Genomic DNA, 20,439 nt, shown 5'->3' with positions numbered 1-20,439 from the left:
GTAAATATTTGTTAAACAATTTCATTTTTAAGGAAATGAAACAATAACTCCGCCACCAGTTTCTTTGGGCTTTTTTATTGTAGGATCAAACATATCTTCAAAAAGTGAATTTTCACAACCCCAAATGAAATTTAGATCTAGTAGCGCATCATGATGTCGATTAATATATTTTAAGGAGTCTTTTTTGAAATCAGGTATATAGTCGTTAAAAACGAAAACACTTAAAAAATCATTCTTCTTCAAATTAAGAGATGATTTAGTTTTAAAGTGTTTCAGCTTATGAGCAAATACTGTAGTATCAATTATATGTGTTCTTTCTGTAATTTCACAAATTCTATTTCTAGTACTATCCGATATAATCACAAGAATACCTTTGTGATTGCCATTACTTACATTATAAATATTGTGTAATCTATATTTGTCGCTAGCTACTGGAATTCTTAAAACAATTGAATCTTGTGTGTCTTTATCAAAGTAGCTGAAATCTTTGTCACCTTGTACTATTTCTAGTTGACGTTTGTATGTTTGTTTTTCTTTGGCATTTATTTTTCTAGGTTTTTTACCCTTTTTGTATACTGTTAAATTGGTAGAATCAATAGGCTTTTTTGAAGGATTACTATTACATGAGCAAAGTAATATAGATACTAAGGCAGTTAAAAAAATACTGTTCTTCATAATAAAGTTTTTTTAGTTAATACTCCTCCAAATTTCAGAAAAAGAAGCACTGGTATAGTTACCTACAACTAGGTATTTTAAACTACTTAAAGATAAGGAAACAAATTATAACGTAAAAATCGTTAGTAAAACCCCTAAAATAATAGCCACAAACTTTTGGTAGTTAAACTTGTGGTTTTCGGTGCTTTCAAAAAGAATAATCGTTGAAATATGTAAAAACACACCAATAATTACAGCAGTGATTTCGGTATGGTATTCTTCAATAATAGGAAGTTTATCTGAAGCCAACATTCCTAAAGGACTCATCAGCGCAAAGACCGTTACAAAGAGAAAAATTGTTTTTTTTGAATAGTTTGCGTGTAGCAAAAAGGTAGTTAAAACGATGGCAATGGGTATTTTATGAACGACAATCGCCCATAACAAATTGTCATCTGAATGATGTATAGGCAATCCTTCAGAAAACGCATGAATACACAAACTCACAAAAAGCAACCACGGAAACTTAGACGAGTCGGAATGCAAATGGATATGGCCGTGTTCAGCACCCTTAGAAAATGACTCCAATACCGATTGAATAATGATACCTACCAAAATTAAGATACCAATGAGTTTGGTATCCTCAGCATGTTGGTATACTTCGGGTAGTAAATGTAAAATAGTAACCGAAAGTAAATACGCACCACTAAATGCCAATAATAAACGAACGAAGTTGTGGCCGGGTTTTAACGTAAAAACGAATAAAATACCCACTAAAACCCCCATAATTAGCAATACATAACTCATTTGGCAACAATAATTAAACGGTCAGACAATGATGCATTAAATGCGTTTAGCTGATAATCGCCAAAGATTTCTGTTATTTTGAAACCAACACGATCAAAATACGATTGTAGCTTCTCTAAAGTTAAGAATTTTACGCGTTCGGTATAGGAGTGTGCTTTTCCATCAGCAAAAAAAGAAATGTGTTTTAAGATAAATCCGTCTTTAATTTCTTTTTGAATGTTGAATTCGATACCATCAATGGTTTTTACTTCTTCTTTTACGAGCGTATTTTTTACTTTTTCAACATTTAAAAAATCCAACACAAAAACACCATTTTCTTTGAGTCCGTTTTTAATATTTCTCAAAACGGCAATGTCTTCTTCATCATCTTCAAAATACCCAAAACTGGTAAATAAATTAAAAATGGCATCGTATCTACCTTCGATAGTTTTACGCATATCCCAAACCTCAAAATGAAGGGTGTCATTTTCAAATTGCTTGGCATACGCAATGCTGTTTTTGCTTAAATCACCCCCAACCACATCATAGCCCAACGAGTTTAAATACACCGAATGGCGTCCTTTTCCGCAGGGTAAATCGACAATGGTACTCGATTTCGGTAATTGTAAAAAAGAAGTAATATTTCGCATAAAAAATTGTGCATCGGCATCGTTTCTATGCTTGTATAATATATGATAGTATGGCGTATTAAACCATGAAGTAAACCAATCTGTTGTATTCATAAGGCTAAGGTCTGCAAAAATACACAAAACTTACGTTTTTTAGATTCAAAGTAGAAAAGATTCATAACAACCCAAAATTAACTGTACTTTTGCAGTGAAATTTTACAGTTACATGGAAAAAGATTTTAAAATGACTGCTATTACCATGGCAGGTTTAGAGGCAGTTTTAGCAGACGAATTGCGTCAACTAGGAGCGATGGACGTGAAGGAGGGGATTAGAAGCGTTGCTTTTAGAGGAGACAAAGGATTTATGTACAAAGCGAATATTGCCTTGCGTACTGCCATTCGTATTTTAAAACCGATTAAACGCAGTAAAATTTTTGATGAAGAAGATTTATACGAAGCTATTCAGCGTGTAAAATGGGAACGTTTTTTAGGGGTAGACGGTACGTTTGCCATTGGAGCAGTGGTAAACTCAAATAATTTTACCTCAAACTCACATTATATTAGTTTAAAGTCGAAGGATGCTATTGCTGATTATTTTATGCACAAATATAAAAAGCGTCCGAATGTAGATTTAAAATACCCAGATGTAAAAGTGCACATTCACATTCATAAGGAGTGGTTGACTATTTCGTTAGATTCTTCTGGCGAGTCGTTGCACAAACGCGGTTATCGTAGTGCTACGAATATCGCCCCGATTAATGAGGTCTTGGCAGCGGGGTTGGTTTTACTTTCAGGATATAAGGGGGAAGAAAACTTTATTGACCCAATGTGCGGTTCTGGAACGATTTTGATAGAAGCAGCGATGATTGCCAATCAGATTCCTGCTAATATCAATCGCAAACATTTTGCTTTTGAGAGCTGGAACGATTACGATGAAGATTTATACTTTATTATTCAAGATTCGCTGTTGAAAAAAATCCGAAGTTCACACTTTAAGATTATGGGATTTGATAAGGCACCATCTGCGGTAAGAAAAGCACAGCAAAATATTATCAATGCCAACTTAGAAGAGTTTATAGGGGTACATCACGTTAATTTCTTTAATTCTAAAAAAGAGGTGTTTGGAAAAACGACAATTTTATTCAATCCGCCTTACGGAGAGCGTTTGAATATTGATGTAGCAGAGTTTTATAGAAAAATAGGGGATACCTTAAAGAATAACTATCCGAACTCAACTGCTTGGTTAATTACTTCGGATATTCAAGCGTTAAAACACGTGGGTTTACGAACGTCGAAAAGAATTCCGTTGAAAAATGCCGATTTAGATTGTCGTTTCGTAAAATATGAGTTGTACGAGGGTAGTAAGAAAGCTAAGAAGAACCTAGTAGAAGACTAACAAAAAGCCGCCTAAAAGTAATTTTAGACGGTTTGTTTTATTGGTTTAAGTTTTCAATAGCGATTATCTTTTTAACAAGTACTTATTAAAACTTTTACCGTTTATTTTCGTGTATTTTGAGTCGATATCAAAAGCGACTTCCATTCCTGTAATATCGAATTCACCCGATACTTTGGTGTATTTGATGTTTAAGTCTTCTTCAAATTTTACATTTCTAAACGATACTCCGTCTTTAAATTCGGTGTATTTAAAAATAGCACTTTCATTAAAAACTGAGTTTTGAAAGCTTACAAAACGGTTAAATTTGGCATACTTAAACGTAGCAGGTTCTTCAAACAAGGTGTTTTTAAACGTGATGTCTCTGTCAAATTCAGCATATTTAAAGGTAGAGTCGCCTTTAAATTTTGAGGTTGAAAAATCAGTATTCCGTTCAAAATCAGAATACTTAAACATTGCTTTTTGCTCGAAAGTACACTCTGTAAACACCACAATATCTTCAAAATTAGCTATAAATGTATAACCACTTTTCTCATCGGGAATATAGGCTAGTACATCGTCGATAAAAACACAGTTTACAAAAGAAATTTTATCGGTAATTTGTTTTTCAATAGTATTGGATCCTCCATTATTCCACCAACCTTTTCTTTTAGGTAATTTGGGCAATGCCTCGTTCATAAAGGTAAAATCCAATACCCCTTCAATCGTAGCATTTGAAATTTCTACGGCTTTGCCGTTTTTAACGTCTCTCATAATATCTGCTGCGTTTACGGTTTTTTGTGCAACAGCAGCCGAAAAGCAGAAGAAAAGTGTGATAATAGTAACTATATTTTTCATCATAAATGGTTTTAATTTCTATATAACAGACATCAGTATTTCTTTTTTGTGACACAGGTGTATAAAAAAACGGTATTTAGTTGCCTAAATACCGTTTGTAAAAATATGTTTCGTGGAAAATATTAGTTTACTGAATTGCTTAAACCTGCACCTGCTTTAAATTTAACTACATTTTTAGCAGCGATTTTAATTTCTTTTCCAGTTTGAGGATTTCTACCAGTTCTAGCAGCTCTCTTAGAAACAGACCATGTTCCCCATCCTACTAAAGCAACCTTATCACCTTTCTTAAGAGTTTTAGTTACATTATCAGTTAAAGAGTCTAATGCAGCTTTAGCAGCAGCTTTTGAAATTCCTGCGTCAGCAGCCATTGCATCGATTAAATCTGATTTGTTCATAATTTGAATAGATTTTAAAATTAATTAATATTTTTTGCTTCAATAGCTCAACAAATATAGACGGAATGCGGGATTGTGCAAGATTTGACCTTAAAAAAAGATGCTTTTGTTAATAAATTACTTTGAATTGTTAATAACCACTTGTGTTTTTTACGAAAATCGCTTAAACCTTATAGATAAAGGGCTACAGCACTTTTGCTCCCGCTTCGAATTGATAACCATTAAGCAAGCTTTGCGCATCCATTAATTTTTTACCAGAAATTTTAATTTGATGAATATTTAGGTAACCATCAGTAACCGCTATTTTTAACTCTTTTTTAGAGCTTATAATACGACCGATTTCAAGATTGTGATTGGTAAACTCTTTACTTACCTTATACAGTTTAGCAGCAACCTCATGATTGCCATTTATTATAGTCGTCCAAGCGGCAGGGTATGGGTTTAGCCCACGTATGTGGTTGTAAATGTCATCTAGAGGTAAAGACCAATCTATTTTACAGTTATGCGGATATAATTTTGGTGCTGATTTTTCTTCTAATTCTGGTTGTTTCATGGTTGCAACATTACCTTGGGCAATCAAATCGATAGTTTCTGCTACCAAATCAGCACCCAAATACATGAGTTTGTCGTGCAATTCACCAACCGTTTCATCTTCTTTAATGGCAACTTCTTTTTGTAAAATAATTTCGCCAGTATCAATTTTATCATCAATAAAAAAGGTGGTAACTCCTGTTTTGGTTTCACCTTTGATAATTACCCAGTTAATAGGGGCGGCACCTCGATATTCTGGTAGTAGAGAGGCATGTAAGTTGAAAGTACCGTATTCGGGCATTGCCCAAACCGATTTGGGCAACATCCTAAACGCCACCACCACTTGTAAGTTAGCATTCCAATTTTGTAATTGCTCTTGAAAATCGTCGCTTTTTAAGTTTCTTGGTTGTAAAACAGGCAAATGTTGAGAAATTGCATATTTTTTTACAGCAGATTCATTCAGTTTACGACCTCTACCCGCAGGTTTGTCTGGTGCAGTGATAACTCCGACTACATTGTAATCATTCTCCACCAAATGCTGTAAAATAGTGGTAGCAAAATCGGGAGTTCCCATAAAAACGATGCGTAAATCTCTCATTTATTCTAAAAAGTATTTATTGTTTTTTGTCTGTATTTTTTCTTCAGCAAGAAGTTGACGCAAAAGTATTAAAATGTTTGCTTCTGTGTCATTTAATAACGAGCTTATTTCAGCAACTGTTAAACTTTTATGCTTCTGAATTAGTAGTAATATATCGTTTACTGATGACGTAAAAACTTGTTTTTTTTGTAAACAAACATCACACATTCTGCAGTTTTGAGATTGTGTTTCATTAAAATACGAAAGCAATTGGATGCTTCTACAAACGGAGTTGTTTTCTATGAAATGAAGTAAATCAGTATTTTTTTCTTTTTTTGTTGAATGTATTGTTTGATATTGGCAGCGATTCGATTGATGGTTTTGTCATCTTCTCTAGGTTGTAAAAAGAAGAGTTCCGCATTATTCGTAGCTTTGGTATACGCAATCAATTCTTTCTGAGCCAATTTTTCTAAAGTATCAATCACAAACCAAGAAGTCGTGCCTAGCTTCTTGGCAATATAAAACTCATCAATCTTTACAGGGGTTTCAAAAATACCACCATACATACGCAAAATTTGTTGAATAAAGTTTTTAACGGTAGTATTTTTAGTTGCATGTGCTATCACTTTCGTACTTGAAGCTAAAAACTGAATGGTAGATTTTTGCTGGAAGTTATGGTTGAGTTCTATAATTCCGTTATTGTTGAGTATTTGAAGTGTCGTGAAGGTTTTGTTAGGAATAAATTGGTATTGATTGCAAAAGTCTAAAAAGTTAAAATCAAACCCAGTTTCTACCAATTCTCCTTTTGCAATTTGCACATATTGATATAGTTTTTGATGTACAGTTTTTACTTCTTGAATAGAAGGTAAAGATTTTTCTAGCAATGTACTGCTCAAAGAAATATCGCTATTATTGGTTAGCATAACAGCAAAAGACTTCACTCCATCACGTCCGCCACGACCCGCTTCTTGAATATAGTTTTCAATAGAAGAAGGTACGTTTAAATGAACTACGAGACGAACATTGGGTTTGTCGATTCCCATACCAAAGGCATTGGTGGCAACCATAATGGGTGTTTTTTCAGACATCCAGTTATCAAAGGCGAGTTTTTTTTTTATAGTAGAAAGTCCGCCATGATAAAAAGAACTTTTGTACCCCTGCGCATTCAAATAACGGCTAATTTCTTGCGTTTTCTTTCGTGTATTTACATATACGATTGCAGGGGCTTTTGTTTTGGTAAAAATCTGATTTAGTTTACCGAGTTTGTCTTCTGTTTTTATTACTTGATAAGCCAAATTTTCTCTAAAAAATGACTTTCGAAATAGGGTTGGGTTCTCTAATTCAAGAGAAGAAACAATGTCTGTAATTACTTTTTGGGTAGCGGTAGCCGTCAATGCAATTACTGGAGCCGCTGGTTGGAGCTCTTTTAAAATGGTAATATTTCGATAAGAAGGTCGAAAATCATGTCCCCATTCCGAAATACAATGCGCTTCATCAATCGCAATTAAATTTACATGTAGTTGTTTTATTTTTTCTTGAATAAATTGTGATTGTAGTCGTTCGGGCGAAATGTATAAAAACTTGATGTTTCCAAATCTGATATTATCAAAAAGCGTTATCATTTCATCTTGTGTACTTCCTGATGGTAGCAGGGTTGCTTTGATACCTTTCTGAATTAAGTTAGAAACTTGATCTTCCATCAGGGCAATTAAAGGAGAAACAACAATACAAACTCCGTCTTTAACCAATGCAGGTATTTGAAAACAAATCGATTTTCCGCCACCAGTGGGTAGTAAGGCAACAACGTTTTTATTGTTTAAAACTGAGGTAATAATTTCTTGTTGAGGTTCTCTAAAAGAAGGGTGTCCCCAATAATGGGTCAATATTTTTAGAGCGGTGTCATACATTGTTTTTTAACGAATGTAAAATAAAATCACAACGCTCTTGTACAGAACCGAAAGGCACCTCAATTATATGGTATCCAATTTCTTCGTACGCTTCTTTTAAGAAAGTATCAATTTTAACAGATTGTTCAAAAGTTTCGTAGCGTTCGTTATCAGATTTGTAAATATCTTTCCACGGAGCGCACATAAAAACTTTCGTATATAGGTATTGATTGCTCTTTTCTTTGAATACAGGAGGATAGTCTGAGCCTAAATAATTCATATACGCGTGCACATCGGGAATTCCTCTATCAAAAAAAATGATTTCTTCATTGCTTTGATGAGCTTCCAAATATTGTTGTTCTCTACCTTCTAACAGTAGTTGACTAAATAATAGGGGTTGTTCTAAAAAAAGCTGATCGATTCCTTCTTTTTGAGCTTTTAAGGTAACTTCTCTCGATATTTCGGGCATGCACTTGTACCCACGCTTTATAAATTCTTTTAAAATTGAAGATTTACCAGTGCCAGGACCACCTATTAAGACTATTTTTTGTTGCATGGGGCAAAAATAGAAGTTTCAATTTATAAATATAATAAATAGTGTAATTTTGTACTCCATTGTAAAAACGATATTTTATCAATGGTTTTAATAGAAATTATTGAATTATGCAAGATAGAGAAGCTTTTTATAGCAAGTTAAAATCACAATTAGAAGACACCACAACATTTCCTGCTAAATATTTATATAAATTTATTGTTCCTACCGACGGTAATCAGGTGCAAGAAGTTCAAGACTTATTTAATAATGGTGGGGCAGTTATCAATACAAAGAAATCTAAAACAGGAAAGTACGTAAGTGTATCTATACATTTAACCGTAAAGAGTTCAGACGAAGTTATTTCCTATTATAAAAAAGCAGAGTCAATTAAAGGCATTATTTCATTGTAAGATTAAAAAAAAATTAAGAATAAAAAGAGGAACCCTAAGTTTTTTAAAAATCCTCATAAATAATTCAAAGTGAAAAAATACATATTTGTAGTAGTAATATTGTTTATAGTTTCTTGCGACCTTATAACCTTAAAAACTAAAAAGGTAACGTATGAACGCCCCATAGCTACCGTTTACAACAAGCATTTATATAAAAAAGATATTACGGGTTTGCTACCTAAAAACCTTTCTAAAAAAGATAGTTTAGTTATCGTAAAAGGACTGATTAATTCATGGGCAAAGCAAGAGTTGTTATATATAAAAGCGGAAGAGAATATAACGGAAGCACAAAGCGAGGAAATTCAAAATTTAGTTAATGATTATAAAAAAAGCTTGTACATCAATGGGTACAAGGAACGTTTAATAAAACAACAATTAGATACTATTGTAACTGGTGAAGAAATTGCTTCATACTACAACAAAAACAAAGAAAATTTTAAAGTAAATGAAGAATTGTTACAGTTTGAGTATGTGTACTTTGGTACAAATTATTTAGAAAAAACAGAAACTATTAGAGAATTCAAGTCAGATAAAGAAGAAGATAAAGAAGACTTAGAGCGACATTTGTTAAATTTTAAATCGTATCGTTTGCAAGATTCAACTTGGGTTACTCTTGATTTTTTAAAGAAAGAAATACCGCCTTTGCGTACTGAAACCAATGAAAATTTGTTAAAAATATCAAAATTCATACAAAAAGAAGATAGTTTAGGAGTATATTTGGTCGCTGTAAAAAATATGTTACCTAAAAACGCTACGGCTCCGTTGAGTTATGTTAGTCCTAGAATAAAACAAATTATTTTACATAAAAGAAAATTAGAATTAATACGAGATATTGAAAAAAAGCTGATTAATGATGCAATTCAAAATAAAAACTTTAAAGAATATTAGCATAGTATTTACCTTGTTTTTGGGGTTAACCACGCTAAATGCACAGCAAACAAAAATTGATGGGGTTGCTGTTGTAGTGGGGAAAAATATAGTGTTACATTCTGATATCGATAAATTTAAGCAAGAAATTGAGCAACGTAATGAAGGAAGAGTTACAATTTCAGACTGTGAGATGTTAGAAGAATTAATGCAACTAAAATTATTAGCGCATCATGCAATTATTGATAGTGTTACCATCTCTCAATCAGAAATTGATAGCAGGGTAAGTAGAAGTATCGCTTATTTTACACGAGAATATGGAAGTGAAGAAAAAGTGGTGGAAGCTTACGGATTCAATGATATGGAAGATTTAAAGAAAGAGTTAGGCAGAGTTCAACGAGAAAATGTATTAATTGAAAAAGAACAACAAAAAATTACAGAAAACATCGATGTAACTCCAGAGGAAATACGAATTTACTATAAAGGATTAGAGGAAAAAGGAGAACTTCCAGAAATTCCTGCTGAGGTCGAGTTACAACAAATAATACTTAAAGCAGAACCAGCGAAAGAAGAAGAAGAACGTATTATAAATAAACTAAACGAAATAAAAAAAGAGGTAGAAAACGGTGCTAGTTTTAAACTGAAAGCAATTATTAATTCTAACGATCCAGCAGTAGCTCAAAACGGAGGGAAATATATTATTACCAAAGATAGTCAGTTCATTAAAGAGTTTAAAGAAACAGCTTTCTCACTAGATGAAGGGCAAATTTCAGAGCCTATCAAGTCAGTTTTTGGATATCATATCATTCAGCTACATAAAGTAAAGGGGAATCAACGTGAAGTTTCTCATATTTTAATGCAACCAGAAGTATCTGATGAAAAATTAAACGAGACCAAAGAACAAATAGAAAAAATTGTAGCCGATCTTAAGGCAGAAAAAATAACTTTTGAAGAAGCAGTTAAAAAGTATTCTGAAGATGAGGAAACAAAAAATAGTGGAGGCTTAATTATGAATCCTTACACACAAGAACCAAATTTTGAACTCACAAGAATGCCCCCAGAGTTATTTGCTAGAATTAGTGAATTGAAAAAAGGCGAATTGTCTGATGTGTTTTACGATGAAACTCGTGAAGGAGAAAAGATGTATGGAGTAATTTTAATGAAAAACAAAACAGAAACGCATAAGGCAGATTTAGTACAAGATTATGTAAGAATGCAAGAATTTGCATTGGCAAAGAAAAAAGAGGAAGAAATAACGAAATGGACTAAGGAAAAAATACAAGAAACATACTTAAAGCTAAGTAGCGACTATAAGAAATGCAATTTTAATAAAGATTGGAAGAAAGAAAACAAATAAAAACTAATAATTTAGTATATTGTCATTCCCGCGAGAGCGGGAATTTCATTTTACAAAAGTTTGTAATTAATTTTTTAGAATAAAGAAAAACATAATATATGTCTGATGTAAAAGCAGTAAACACGCTAGTAGAAAAATACAGCCAACTACAACAAGAAATAGGTAAGGTTATAATCGGTCAGCAAGAAGCTGTAAATTATACGCTTCTTTCAATTTTTTGTGGCGGACATTCGTTGTTAATAGGAGTGCCAGGATTGGCAAAAACATTATTGGTAAACACTATTTCAAGTGCTTTAGGATTACACTTTAACCGAATTCAGTTTACACCCGATTTAATGCCCTCTGATATTTTAGGGAGTGAGATACTAGACGAAACACGTCACTTTAAATTTATAAAAGGACCTATTTTTTCGAATATCATTTTAGCAGATGAAATAAACCGTACACCACCTAAAACTCAAGCAGCGTTGTTAGAAGCAATGCAAGAAAAATCGGTAACCATAGCAGGGCATCATTACAAGTTAGAACTTCCGTTCTTTGTGCTGGCTACCCAAAACCCTATTGAACAAGAAGGAACCTATCCGTTGCCAGAAGCGCAGTTAGATCGTTTTATGTTTTCGATTTATTTAGAATACCCAAGTTTTGAAGAAGAGGTGCAAGTAGTAAAAAACACAACATCCATAACTGAGCAAACCGTAAATCCGATTTTTTCTTCGGATGAAATTCTTGAAATTCAAAAATTAATCCGTAAAATTCCTGTAGCAGACAATGTAGTTGAGTATGCCGTAGGTTTGGTTGGTAAAACACGTCCTAATTCAGATAAAGCAACCGATTTCATCAACAAATATATTGATTGGGGAGCAGGACCAAGGGCTTCACAAAACTTAATATTAGCAGCCAAAGCACACGCAGCTGTACATGGAAAATACTCACCAGATATTGAAGATGTGCAAGCAGTAGCCATTCCTATTTTATCGCATAGAATTGTAAAAAATTACAAGGCAGAAGCCGAAGGAGTTACTGTAAAAGACATTATTAGCTCATTATTTTAATATGAAGAAACTATTCAGTATTGTTTTTTTAGGAATACTACTCGTTTCGTGTAAGCAAGAAATTTCAGAAGAAACAGAAAAACAACAGATTTTATCGGTGATGGAAAAGCAAGAAAAAGCCTGGTTTAACCACGATTTAGAAGGTTTCATGCAAGGGTATTGGAAAAGTGATTCTTTAAAGTTTTACGGACGTAACGGAATTACTTTTGGTTGGCAGAAAACCTTAGATAACTATAAAAAAGGCTATCCTACAAAAGCACACACAGGTACGTTAACTTTTAAAGTTAATGATATTTCTAAAATTACTGAAGGATCCTACTCTGTAATGGGAGCATATCACTTAAAAAGAACGGTAGGAGATGCTGAGGGAGTGTTTATGATTATTTTTAAAAGGATACGAGGTGAATGGAAAATCATTGCAGATACTTCGTGTTAAATTAAAGCAAAATCAATGAATAAAAAAGCTACCGAAAATAACTTTATGGGCAGCTTAAACAAGATTCACGTTAATTTCAAATTAAAAATCCCGAATGTCTACAATATCCCCATTCTGTAGTTTGTTTTGGGTGTCGATGTTAAAAATGGTTTCCGCGACATATTTTGGGGTATAGAGTTGGTCGTTTTCTTTTAAATCGATAAAACGTTGTAGGTTCTTAAAATCTTTTTTATCGGTGCTTCTAATATGGGTTTGCATGTTGGTATCTACCACACCCGGGTAAATGGCATTGCATTGTACACCATGTTCAAGTTCGTTTTGTTCCGAAGCAATGGTTTTGGTCATCATGTCAATCGCTGCTTTTGAGGTGCAATATACACTCCAACCTTCATACGGTTTTACCGCTGCACCTGAGGAAATACTAATGATTTGTTTTTTACAGATTAGGTGCTGGGTACCTTCTATAAACAAACTCGATAAAATCAGTGGTGTAGTGGTGTTTAGATGGATGCTTTTGGCAATATCTTCCGAAGAAATGTTTTCTAAATTCGCTATCGTACCCAGTCTTCCTGCGTTATTCACTAAGGTAATAGAAGTAACTTCTAGTTTTTTAATGTCATCTAACAACATTTTAAAAGTGTTGTGAGTGGCTTTGGTATCGGATAAATCTACAGAAATTTGTGTCACATTTTGCAAATCTACAATACTCCTAGACAATGAATACACTTTGTAGTCCTCTTGTGCATATTTTTCAGCCAAGGCTTTCCCAATTCCTTTACTTCCTCCGGTGATAATGATGATGTTCATAGAGTAAAAATACGGAAATTCTATGGTATTTGTGCTAAAGAGGATGAGATTCCTATCTAACGTTCTCAATGACAGGGAGCTTCATTGCATGATGTTCATTGAGCGTAGTCGAAATGAACGAAAGGTGTCATTGCGAGTGGTAACGAAGCAATTTTTATATTTATAGTTAGAAATAAACAGATTACTTCAGTCGTTCCTCCTTCGTAATGACGGTAGCGACGAGTGGTGATTTCGAAAATCGTCATTGCGAGTGGTAACTATGCAATCTTTGTATTTATAGTTTGAGAAAAACAGATTACTTCAGTCGTTCCTCCTTCGTAATGACAGAAAGTTTATTTGAAAAATTCCTTTGAATTTTCCCAATTTTATATTATTTGAAAAACTCTTTTGAATTTTCCCAATGCACATCCATTTCAGCGAGGGTCATGTCAGAAAGTTGTTTTCCTTCTTTTTTAACAGCTTCTTCCAAATACTGAAAACGATTGATGAATTTTTTATTGGTTTTTTCCAACGCATTTTCAGGATTCACGCCAATAAAACGAGCGTAATTAATCATAGAGAACAACACGTCTCCAAACTCTTTTTCTATTTTCTCTTGATTGTTGTTGTTGATTTCCTCATTCAATTCAGAAAGCTCTTCTTGAACTTTTTCCCATACTTGGTGTGGTTCTTCCCAATCAAAACCAACTCCCGCTACTTTATCTTGAATACGGTTGGCTTTTATAACCGCGGGCAAACTTTTAGGAACCCCCTCTAAAACCGATTTTTTTCCTTCTTTCAGTTTGAGTTTTTCCCAGTTTTGCTTTACTTGTTCTTCATTTTCAACCACCACATCTCCATAAATATGCGGATGACGGTCGATCAATTTATCTGAAATTGAATTGGCAACGTCGGCAATATCAAAAGCTTGTTTTTCACTACCTATTTTAGCATAAAAGACGATGTGCAAAAGCACATCGCCTAATTCTTTTTTTATTTCTTCTAAATCGTTGTCTAAAATAGCATCTGCTAACTCGTAGGTTTCTTCAATAGTTAAATGACGTAGACTTTGTAAGGTTTGTTTTTTATCCCACGGACATTGCTCACGAAGGTCATTCATGATATCTAACAAACGATTAAAGGCAGCTAACTGTTGTTTACGAGTATTCACGATTTAAGCTTCTTCGGTAGTTGTTTCTTCTGCTTCAGCTTCCGTTAAGGTACTAAAGTCAAAATTAGCTTTTGCTAAGATATTGTACCATTGTATTACTTTTTTAATGTTGGAAGCATATACACGTTCTTCGTCGTAACCAGGTAAAGCTTCAGCAAAATAAGCAGTCAATTTATTGGCACTTTCTTTATGAGAAATCGCTTCTTTACCCTCTTCTTTATCAGCAATGTTCTTGAATACACGTGCTAGAGGCACTTCTTCTTCGTAGGTATAAATAGCGATGTTTTCTAATAAGCTTACATTATGTGTAGCAGTAATAGGAAAACGTTTATCATCAACAATAGATTTTACGATAACTCCTGTTTTAGTTTGTGATAAAATTTCATACAAACCTGGTTTCCCTGTTACAGCTATAATTTTGTTAAATTCCATATTTTAATGTCTTTTTAGTGTATAACTAATTCAATTATTATTTCTTCGCATTAGGAAAACGCATACGATATCCTGCGTTTACTTTTCCTTTTGAAATATTTTCTAATTTCTTTTTAATCAATCGTTTTTTTAATGAAGAAAGCTTGTCGGTAAATAAAATTCCTTCAATATGGTCGTATTCATGCTGAAAAATACGAGCAGGCAATCCGCTTAAAGTCTCTGTGTGCTTTTCAAAGTTTTCATCTTGGTATTCAATAGTCACTTTTTCTTGACGAAAAACATCTTCATTAACGGTAGGAATACTTAAACAACCTTCATTAAAAGCCCATTCATCACCTTCTTCCTTAATGATTTTAGCGTTGATAAAAACACGATTAAAGTTTTTGAAAGCTTCTTTTTCCGCTTCACTTAAATCTTCATCTTCAGCAAAAGGAGAAGCATCAATCACAAACAAACGAATGTCTTTTCCTATTTGTGGAGCTGCCAAACCAAGTCCGTTAGCATTGTACATGGTTTCTCTCATATCGGCAATTAGTTTTTCTAACTGCGGATAATCTTTGTCGATTTCTTTTCCTACTTTACGTAATACAGGATCTCCGTATGCTACAATGGGTAAAATCATCTAATTTTTATTTTTAAAAAGTGCAAAAATACAATATAGAATGACGAATTACGAATTTTGAATTACAATTTTGTGCAAAATTAGTCTTGAGAATATAAATAAGATTGTAGAATAATCGTTGCACTAATTTCATCGACCAATGCTTTGTTTCGACGTTGTTTTTTCTTTAAACCACTATCGATCATGGTTTGAAAAGCCATTTTAGAGGTAAATCGCTCATCGACACGCTTTATGGGAATAGCAGGAATGGTTTTTTCGAGTTTTTGCAAAAAAGGAAGAATAAGCACTTCACTTTCGCTATCTGAATTGTCCATTTGCTTTGGTTTTCCCACTAAAAAGAGGTCAACATTTTCTTTTTGTGTGTATTCTTTTAAAAAAGTCAATAACTCAGAAGTATCAACTGTTGTCAATCCTGAAGCAATGATTTGTAACTCATCAGTTACTGCAATTCCTGTTCTCTTTTTTCCAAAATCTATGGCTACTATTCTGCCCATTAAAAAAGTTTTTGGCAAAGGTAGCTAAATTAAACAAGGAAGAAATATCTGTTTAAAAAATGTATCTTCGCAGTATATTCTTTGAAGCAATTTTATTTTTGCTGAAAAATATTTTTAATATGACAGAATTACAATCAATTATAGAAAAAGCGTGGGATAACCGCGAGTTGTTAAAAGAAGAAACTACGATTAATGCCATTAGAAAAGTGGTTGCTTTATTAGACACCGGAGATTTACGTGTTGCCGAACCAACAAAGAACGGATGGCAGGTAAATGAGTGGGTAAAAAAGGCCGTAGTATTGTATTTTCCGATTCAAAAAATGGAAACTCTAGAAGCAGGCATTTTTGAATATCATGATAAAATTCCATTAAAGCGAGGCTATGAAGCAAAAGGAATACGTGTAGTGCCCAATGCGGTAGCACGTCATGGAGCCTATATTTCGGCAGGCACTATTTTAATGCCTAGTTATGTAAATATTGGTGCGTATGTTGATGAGGGTACGATGGTAGATACGTGGGCAACTGTGGGTTCTTGTGCTCAAATTGGTAAGAATGTACACTTGTCTGGAGGAGTAGGAATCGGTGGCGTTCTAGAGCCTTTACAAGCTGCCCCGGTAATTATTGAAGACGGAGCTTTTATAGGTTCTCGTTGTATTGTTGTAGAGGGAGTTAGAGTAGAGAAGGAAGCTGTTTTAGGAGCGAATGTGGTATTAACGATGAGTACTAAAATTATTGACGTAACAGGGGAGGAGCCAGTTGAAATGAAAGGAGTTGTTCCTGCACGTTCGGTAGTAATTCCTGGAAGTTATACTAAGAAATTTGCTGCAGGTGAGTACCAAGTTCCTTGTGCCTTAATTATAGGAAAACGTAAGGAAAGTACGAATAAAAAAACTTCGTTAAACGATGCTCTTAGAGAGTATGATGTAGCTGTTTAAATACTACTTTTATGCAAATAGATGCCGTAATTACTTGGGTTGATAGTTCTGATGAACTATGGAGAAAGAAGATTAATCAGTATTTAGAGAAAAAAATTGATTGGAGTAATAAAAAGGAGTCTACTCGTTATAATTCCATTAACGAAATAGAAATAACTATTTTATCAATACTTAAGTTTGCGGTATATATAAAAAATATTTACGTGGTTACTGATAATCAGCAACCACGTAATTTCCTTGAACTTAAAGAAAAGGCTTTGAGTAAAGAAGTGAATTTAGAGTTGGTGGATCATACAGTTATTTTTAGAGGTTATGAAGATTTTCTTCCAACCTTTAACTCATGTTCTATAATTTCAATGTTATTTAGAATACCCAACCTTTCAAATAATTTTGTTGTTTTTAATGATGATACTTTTTTAATGAGAGAGACAAAAGAGGAAGATTTTTTCATAGATAATAAACCAGTTATTAGAGGAAGATGGGATTCTTATTATGAAGACAAATTTTTTAGAAACTTGTTTCAAAAAGTAAAAGGAATCTTTAAGAAGAACGATCCAAAGAAAACAGGATATAAATTGGCACAACAAAAGAGTGCCAAATTGTTAGGATTTAAAAAATACATAAGAAGAGATCATACACCAGTATCTATAAAGAAATCTGGACTTGAGAACTACTTTTTGGAGAATCCAAGTTTTTTAGGAAATAACATTAAATATAGATTTAGAGATAACACACAGTTCATAATATCTTCGTTGTCTAACCATATTCAAATAAAGAATAATGATTACGTTTTGGATAGGGATTTTAAGTTAAGTTATTTTCAATCTTATAAAAAGGTATTAATATGGTTAAAGTTATTAATTTTTTCAATTGATAAGAGTAAGCTCTTTATGTGCTTTCAAAGTTTAGAAACAGCAGAAAAGGAGAAACAAAAGTATATTTTAGAATGGATAGATAAAAGACTTAATTCAAATTTTGCTGATGAACTATAAAGAAATTGTAAAACATATCAAGCAAGGTAACACAATTCTTTACCCAACCGACACAGTGTGGGGATTGGGTTGTGATGCTACGAATGAAGAAGCTGTAAAAAAAATATATGAATTAAAGAATAGAGAAGAATCTAAGAGTTTGATTATTCTGGTGGCGTCTATTGAAATGTTACAAGAGCATGTTGAAAATATACCCGAAAAAGCTTTAGAACTTCTGAAAAACGCTGAAAAACCCACGACTATTATTTATAGCAATCCGAATAATTTAGCCGCTAACACGATAGCAACTGACAATACGATTGCGATACGAATTCCACAAGATGATTTTTGTATTCAGCTAATTGAAGAGTTTGGAAAACCTATAGTTTCTACTTCAGCCAATGTAAGTGGAGAATCCACACCCAAATCATTTTCAGAAATAAGTGAAGCAATTTTAAAGAATGTAGATTATGTGGTAAATTTGCATCAAGAGAAAGTAGCAGAAAAGTCTTCAACCATATTAAAAATAGAAGATGACGCTATTATAGTGATAAGAGAATAATGGTATGCAAGAACAATATTTTAAGGAAGCAATTTCCGCAGAAATATTTCAATATATATCCCAAGCAGCAAAAGAGTTACAACTAAAAAGCTATGTAATTGGTGGGTTTGTACGTGATTTCATGTTACAGCGTGGTACCGCTAAAGATATAGATGTAGTCGCTGTAGGCAGTGGTATTGCGTTGGCAACAAAAGTTGCTGAGTTACTGCCCAATAAGCCAAAAGTTCAGGTGTTTAAAACTTACGGAACAGCAATGTTGCGTTTTCAAGATATTGAAATTGAGTTTGTTGGGGCGCGTAAAGAATCGTATTCTGAAGAAAGTAGAAATCCCAAAGTTTCTGAAGGAACTTTGCAAGACGACCAAAATCGTAGAGATTTTACGATTAATGCACTAGCATTGAGTTTAAATGAAGATGATTTTGGGTTGTTATTAGATCCTTTTGGAGGAATTACAGACTTAGAAGCGAAAATTATTCGAACACCATTAGACCCTGATATTACCTATTCAGACGATCCGTTACGTATGATGCGTGCCATCCGATTTGCTACCCAATTGAATTTTGAAATAGAAAAAGAATCGTTGCATGCAATTACTAAGAACGCTTCGAGAATCGATATTATTACTCGTGAGCGTATTGTGGTTGAATTGCATAAAATTTTAGCAGCTCCAGTTCCATCAATTGGATTCTTATTACTTGAAAAAACAGGCTTGTTAAAACGAATCATTCCTGAATTAACAGCTTTAAAAGGTGTTGAAGAGGTAGAAGGGCAACGACATAAAGACAATTTTTACCATACGTTAGAAGTGGTTGATAATATTGCTCAAAATACGAACGATGTTTGGCTTCGCTGGGCAGCATTATTACATGATATAGGCAAGGCACCGACGAAACGTTATCATAAAAAAATAGGGTGGACGTTTCATGCACACGAATTCGTAGGCTCTAAAATGGTGTATAAGTTGTTTAAGCGCTTAAAAATGCCACTGAATAATAAGGTGAAATTTGTTCAAAAAATGGTACTATTGAGTTCTCGCCCGATTGTTCTAGCAAGTGAGGTAACTGACTCTGCGGTAAGACGCTTGATTTTTGATGCTGGTGACGATGTAGAATCACTCATGACCTTGTGTGAAGCAGATATCACAACCAAAAACACAAAGAAATTTAAGCGCTATCACAAAAACTTTGAAATCGTTCGCGAGAAGATTAAAGAAGTAGAAGAACGCGATAGAGTACGTAATTTTCAACCACCAATAACTGGTGAGGAAATTATGAAAACGTTTAATTTACAGCCGTGTAGAGAAATAGGTCAGATTAAAGAAGCTATTAAAGAAGCCATTCTAGACGGTAAAATACCCAATGAACACGATGCTTCTTATCAGTTTATGTTAGAAAAAGGAAGACAGTTGGGGTTGGAAAAAGTAAGTTGATTATTTACTGTATTCTTTTCCCATCTATATTTTTCTTTAAATTAACGTGAGTTCGGGATACAACATCAAATTTAATTTGCTAAAAATCAAAATATTGTCATGTCGATAGAATGAAGTATGAGTAATTATACATCTCAATAACATGATTTACTTGTCTGCATGAGATTCCTCCCTCTGGTCGGAATGACATTTTTAAATAGGATTTAGAGATAAAAATCTTAAAATCAACATAATGATATCCCGAATTCACGTTAAAAGAACAAAATCAGGAGTTAAAATTTTGGTTTAGTTCAAAATAAAGCCTTTATATAGCTTTAAAATGAATTCCATTTTTTGAAATTTGGGGTTCTGCATCAGCTACCAATGTTAGCGGCGGGTATTGTTTTTTATTTAATTCTATCTACTGTAATAATCCTGAATGTATTGGAGTTTATAGTTATTCTAATATTGTTTTCTGTATTTGTTACATAATAGTTTTTACCGATTTTTGCAAAAAAAAATACATCTGTCTCTTTTAAAATGCTAAGTATATAATTTTCTATTTCCTTTTTTGAAAATTTGATATTCAATTTTTTATTTATTCTCTCGTAAACAAGCTCTGTATAACAAATACTTTCTACTATTTCCTGTTTGTTGATATTCATATTATGCCGGTT

At 33.3% G+C, this 20,439-nt stretch carries 25 protein-coding genes; 10 read left to right on the top strand and 15 right to left on the bottom strand.

Translation table 11 applies throughout. The features are described 5' to 3' along the window. Positions 1-27: 27 nt before the first annotated feature. The 3 genes from P8625_RS05650 to P8625_RS05640 form a co-directional block, all read right to left on the bottom strand. Positions 28-675: a hypothetical protein gene (locus P8625_RS05650; RefSeq protein WP_279652506.1), complete on the bottom strand. Its 648-nt coding sequence runs from the start codon at positions 673-675 to the stop codon at positions 28-30. A 105-nt stretch (positions 676-780) separates the two neighbouring features. Then, positions 781-1,458, bottom strand: a complete 678-nt coding sequence (locus P8625_RS05645) for a ZIP family metal transporter (RefSeq protein ID WP_279652505.1) — start codon at positions 1,456-1,458, stop codon at positions 781-783. Beyond that, complete coding sequence (locus tag P8625_RS05640; RefSeq protein WP_279652504.1) at positions 1,455-2,180, bottom strand: class I SAM-dependent methyltransferase; 726 nt, start codon at positions 2,178-2,180, stop codon at positions 1,455-1,457. The genes P8625_RS05645 and P8625_RS05640 overlap by 4 nt, the downstream gene beginning before the upstream one ends. A gap of 112 nt (positions 2,181-2,292) precedes the next feature. Here P8625_RS05640 and P8625_RS05635 point away from each other — a divergent pair, with 112 nt between their 5' ends. Beyond that, complete coding sequence (locus P8625_RS05635) at positions 2,293-3,462, top strand: THUMP domain-containing class I SAM-dependent RNA methyltransferase (protein WP_279652503.1); 1,170 nt, start codon at positions 2,293-2,295, stop codon at positions 3,460-3,462. A gap of 63 nt (positions 3,463-3,525) precedes the next feature. On the opposite strand, the gene P8625_RS05630 is transcribed toward P8625_RS05635, so the two are convergent. The 6 genes from P8625_RS05630 to P8625_RS05605 all read right to left on the bottom strand — a co-directional run bounded on the left by P8625_RS05630 (position 3,526) and on the right by P8625_RS05605 (position 8,241). After that, entirely contained in the window at positions 3,526-4,299 is a 774-nt protein-coding gene (locus P8625_RS05630; protein ID WP_279652502.1) for a pentapeptide repeat-containing protein, read from the bottom strand. Between the two features lie 119 nt (positions 4,300-4,418). Beyond that, the gene (locus P8625_RS05625) at positions 4,419-4,691 is read right to left on the bottom strand and encodes an HU family DNA-binding protein (RefSeq protein WP_099216100.1); all 273 of its coding nucleotides are present in this window, start codon (positions 4,689-4,691) and stop codon (positions 4,419-4,421) included. A gap of 184 nt (positions 4,692-4,875) precedes the next feature. Next, positions 4,876-5,820 (bottom strand): methionyl-tRNA formyltransferase, encoded by a 945-nt coding sequence (gene fmt / locus P8625_RS05620; RefSeq protein ID WP_279652501.1) that lies wholly within the window; start codon positions 5,818-5,820, stop codon positions 4,876-4,878. Beyond that, entirely contained in the window at positions 5,821-6,102 is a 282-nt protein-coding gene (locus P8625_RS05615; RefSeq protein ID WP_279652915.1) for a RecQ family zinc-binding domain-containing protein, read from the bottom strand. Continuing rightward, positions 6,099-7,706: a RecQ family ATP-dependent DNA helicase gene (locus P8625_RS05610; protein WP_279652500.1), complete on the bottom strand. Its 1,608-nt coding sequence runs from the start codon at positions 7,704-7,706 to the stop codon at positions 6,099-6,101. Before P8625_RS05610 ends, P8625_RS05615 begins: the two co-directional genes overlap by 4 nt. Continuing rightward, complete coding sequence (locus P8625_RS05605; protein WP_279652499.1) at positions 7,699-8,241, bottom strand: ATP-binding protein; 543 nt, start codon at positions 8,239-8,241, stop codon at positions 7,699-7,701. Before P8625_RS05605 ends, P8625_RS05610 begins: the two co-directional genes overlap by 8 nt. A 107-nt stretch (positions 8,242-8,348) precedes the next feature. On the opposite strand from P8625_RS05605, the gene P8625_RS05600 reads away from it, so the two are divergent. The 5 genes from P8625_RS05600 to P8625_RS05580 all read left to right on the top strand — a co-directional run bounded on the left by P8625_RS05600 (position 8,349) and on the right by P8625_RS05580 (position 12,381). Next, positions 8,349-8,630, top strand: coding sequence for a DUF493 family protein (locus P8625_RS05600; RefSeq protein ID WP_279652498.1), 282 nt, complete (start codon positions 8,349-8,351; stop codon positions 8,628-8,630). A 69-nt stretch (positions 8,631-8,699) separates the two neighbouring features. Further along, positions 8,700-9,557 (top strand): hypothetical protein, encoded by an 858-nt coding sequence (locus P8625_RS05595; RefSeq protein WP_279652497.1) that lies wholly within the window; start codon positions 8,700-8,702, stop codon positions 9,555-9,557. Continuing rightward, complete coding sequence (locus P8625_RS05590; RefSeq protein WP_279652496.1) at positions 9,520-10,893, top strand: peptidylprolyl isomerase; 1,374 nt, start codon at positions 9,520-9,522, stop codon at positions 10,891-10,893. Before P8625_RS05595 ends, P8625_RS05590 begins: the two co-directional genes overlap by 38 nt. A 98-nt stretch (positions 10,894-10,991) precedes the next feature. Next, positions 10,992-11,945 (top strand): AAA family ATPase, encoded by a 954-nt coding sequence (locus P8625_RS05585; RefSeq protein WP_279652495.1) that lies wholly within the window; start codon positions 10,992-10,994, stop codon positions 11,943-11,945. Position 11,946: 1 nt separating this feature from the next. After that, a complete protein-coding gene (locus tag P8625_RS05580) occupies positions 11,947-12,381 on the top strand; it encodes a YybH family protein (RefSeq protein WP_279652494.1) in 435 nt (144 codons plus the stop codon). An 81-nt stretch (positions 12,382-12,462) separates the two neighbouring features. Here P8625_RS05580 and P8625_RS05575 read toward each other — a convergent pair whose 3' ends face one another. From P8625_RS05575 to ruvX, 5 genes are all read right to left on the bottom strand, one after another. After that, entirely contained in the window at positions 12,463-13,188 is a 726-nt protein-coding gene (locus tag P8625_RS05575) for a (S)-benzoin forming benzil reductase (protein WP_279652493.1), read from the bottom strand. Between the two features lie 370 nt (positions 13,189-13,558). Continuing rightward, positions 13,559-14,338: a nucleoside triphosphate pyrophosphohydrolase gene (gene mazG / locus P8625_RS05570; protein ID WP_279652492.1), complete on the bottom strand. Its 780-nt coding sequence runs from the start codon at positions 14,336-14,338 to the stop codon at positions 13,559-13,561. A 3-nt stretch (positions 14,339-14,341) separates the two neighbouring features. After that, a complete protein-coding gene (locus P8625_RS05565) occupies positions 14,342-14,770 on the bottom strand; it encodes a DUF5606 family protein (RefSeq protein ID WP_279652491.1) in 429 nt (142 codons plus the stop codon). A gap of 37 nt (positions 14,771-14,807) precedes the next feature. Then, positions 14,808-15,392: a peptide deformylase gene (def, locus tag P8625_RS05560; RefSeq protein ID WP_279652490.1), complete on the bottom strand. Its 585-nt coding sequence runs from the start codon at positions 15,390-15,392 to the stop codon at positions 14,808-14,810. An 80-nt stretch (positions 15,393-15,472) separates the two neighbouring features. Beyond that, entirely contained in the window at positions 15,473-15,886 is a 414-nt protein-coding gene (gene ruvX / locus P8625_RS05555; RefSeq protein WP_279652489.1) for a Holliday junction resolvase RuvX, read from the bottom strand. Between the two features lie 119 nt (positions 15,887-16,005). Between ruvX and P8625_RS05550 the strand changes: the two genes are divergently transcribed. From P8625_RS05550 to P8625_RS05535, 4 genes are read left to right on the top strand one after another with little or no spacing between them, the layout of a single operon-like run. Continuing rightward, the gene (locus tag P8625_RS05550) at positions 16,006-16,821 is read left to right on the top strand and encodes a 2,3,4,5-tetrahydropyridine-2,6-dicarboxylate N-succinyltransferase (RefSeq protein WP_279652488.1); all 816 of its coding nucleotides are present in this window, start codon (positions 16,006-16,008) and stop codon (positions 16,819-16,821) included. Between the two features lie 11 nt (positions 16,822-16,832). Next, the gene (locus P8625_RS05545) at positions 16,833-17,813 is read left to right on the top strand and encodes a Stealth CR1 domain-containing protein (protein ID WP_279652487.1); all 981 of its coding nucleotides are present in this window, start codon (positions 16,833-16,835) and stop codon (positions 17,811-17,813) included. Continuing rightward, complete coding sequence (locus P8625_RS05540) at positions 17,803-18,354, top strand: L-threonylcarbamoyladenylate synthase (RefSeq protein ID WP_279652486.1); 552 nt, start codon at positions 17,803-17,805, stop codon at positions 18,352-18,354. The genes P8625_RS05545 and P8625_RS05540 overlap by 11 nt, the downstream gene beginning before the upstream one ends. A gap of 4 nt (positions 18,355-18,358) precedes the next feature. Continuing rightward, on the top strand, positions 18,359-19,783 hold the full coding sequence (locus P8625_RS05535) for a CCA tRNA nucleotidyltransferase (RefSeq protein WP_279652485.1): 1,425 nt from the start codon (positions 18,359-18,361) through the stop codon (positions 19,781-19,783). A gap of 386 nt (positions 19,784-20,169) precedes the next feature. Here the strand turns inward: P8625_RS05535 and P8625_RS05530 are convergent, their stop codons facing one another. Continuing rightward, the gene (locus P8625_RS05530) at positions 20,170-20,427 is read right to left on the bottom strand and encodes a DUF3781 domain-containing protein (protein WP_279652484.1); all 258 of its coding nucleotides are present in this window, start codon (positions 20,425-20,427) and stop codon (positions 20,170-20,172) included. Between the last annotated feature and the right edge of the window lie 12 nt (positions 20,428-20,439).

This window comes from Tenacibaculum tangerinum (assembly GCF_029853675.1).
Lineage (GTDB): Bacteria > Bacteroidota > Bacteroidia > Flavobacteriales > Flavobacteriaceae > Polaribacter > Polaribacter tangerinum_A.
Note: the sequence above shows the minus strand (reverse complement) of the source record. Positions and strands in the feature narration are given on the sequence as shown.

Coding starts and splice junctions, on each gene's coding strand:
- P8625_RS05640 (WP_279652504.1), bottom strand. CDS start 2,180: ATGAATACAACAGATTGGTTTACTTCATGGTTTAATACGCCATACTAT.
- P8625_RS05645 (WP_279652505.1), bottom strand. CDS start 1,458: ATGAGTTATGTATTGCTAATTATGGGGGTTTTAGTGGGTATTTTATTC.
- P8625_RS05585 (WP_279652495.1), top strand. CDS start 10,992: ATGTCTGATGTAAAAGCAGTAAACACGCTAGTAGAAAAATACAGCCAA.
- P8625_RS05580 (WP_279652494.1), top strand. CDS start 11,947: ATGAAGAAACTATTCAGTATTGTTTTTTTAGGAATACTACTCGTTTCG.
- fmt (WP_279652501.1), bottom strand. CDS start 5,820: ATGAGAGATTTACGCATCGTTTTTATGGGAACTCCCGATTTTGCTACC.
- P8625_RS05625 (WP_099216100.1), bottom strand. CDS start 4,691: ATGAACAAATCAGATTTAATCGATGCAATGGCTGCTGACGCAGGAATT.
- P8625_RS05550 (WP_279652488.1), top strand. CDS start 16,006: ATGACAGAATTACAATCAATTATAGAAAAAGCGTGGGATAACCGCGAG.
- P8625_RS05565 (WP_279652491.1), bottom strand. CDS start 14,770: ATGGAATTTAACAAAATTATAGCTGTAACAGGGAAACCAGGTTTGTAT.
- P8625_RS05650 (WP_279652506.1), bottom strand. CDS start 675: ATGAAGAACAGTATTTTTTTAACTGCCTTAGTATCTATATTACTTTGC.
- P8625_RS05605 (WP_279652499.1), bottom strand. CDS start 8,241: ATGCAACAAAAAATAGTCTTAATAGGTGGTCCTGGCACTGGTAAATCT.
- P8625_RS05590 (WP_279652496.1), top strand. CDS start 9,520: ATGATGCAATTCAAAATAAAAACTTTAAAGAATATTAGCATAGTATTT.
- P8625_RS05600 (WP_279652498.1), top strand. CDS start 8,349: ATGCAAGATAGAGAAGCTTTTTATAGCAAGTTAAAATCACAATTAGAA.
- P8625_RS05630 (WP_279652502.1), bottom strand. CDS start 4,299: ATGATGAAAAATATAGTTACTATTATCACACTTTTCTTCTGCTTTTCG.
- P8625_RS05575 (WP_279652493.1), bottom strand. CDS start 13,188: ATGAACATCATCATTATCACCGGAGGAAGTAAAGGAATTGGGAAAGCC.
- P8625_RS05530 (WP_279652484.1), bottom strand. CDS start 20,427: ATGAATATCAACAAACAGGAAATAGTAGAAAGTATTTGTTATACAGAG.
- def (WP_279652490.1), bottom strand. CDS start 15,392: ATGATTTTACCCATTGTAGCATACGGAGATCCTGTATTACGTAAAGTA.
- P8625_RS05540 (WP_279652486.1), top strand. CDS start 17,803: ATGAACTATAAAGAAATTGTAAAACATATCAAGCAAGGTAACACAATT.
- P8625_RS05610 (WP_279652500.1), bottom strand. CDS start 7,706: ATGTATGACACCGCTCTAAAAATATTGACCCATTATTGGGGACACCCT.
- P8625_RS05545 (WP_279652487.1), top strand. CDS start 16,833: ATGCAAATAGATGCCGTAATTACTTGGGTTGATAGTTCTGATGAACTA.
- P8625_RS05535 (WP_279652485.1), top strand. CDS start 18,359: ATGCAAGAACAATATTTTAAGGAAGCAATTTCCGCAGAAATATTTCAA.
- ruvX (WP_279652489.1), bottom strand. CDS start 15,886: ATGGGCAGAATAGTAGCCATAGATTTTGGAAAAAAGAGAACAGGAATT.
- P8625_RS05635 (WP_279652503.1), top strand. CDS start 2,293: ATGGAAAAAGATTTTAAAATGACTGCTATTACCATGGCAGGTTTAGAG.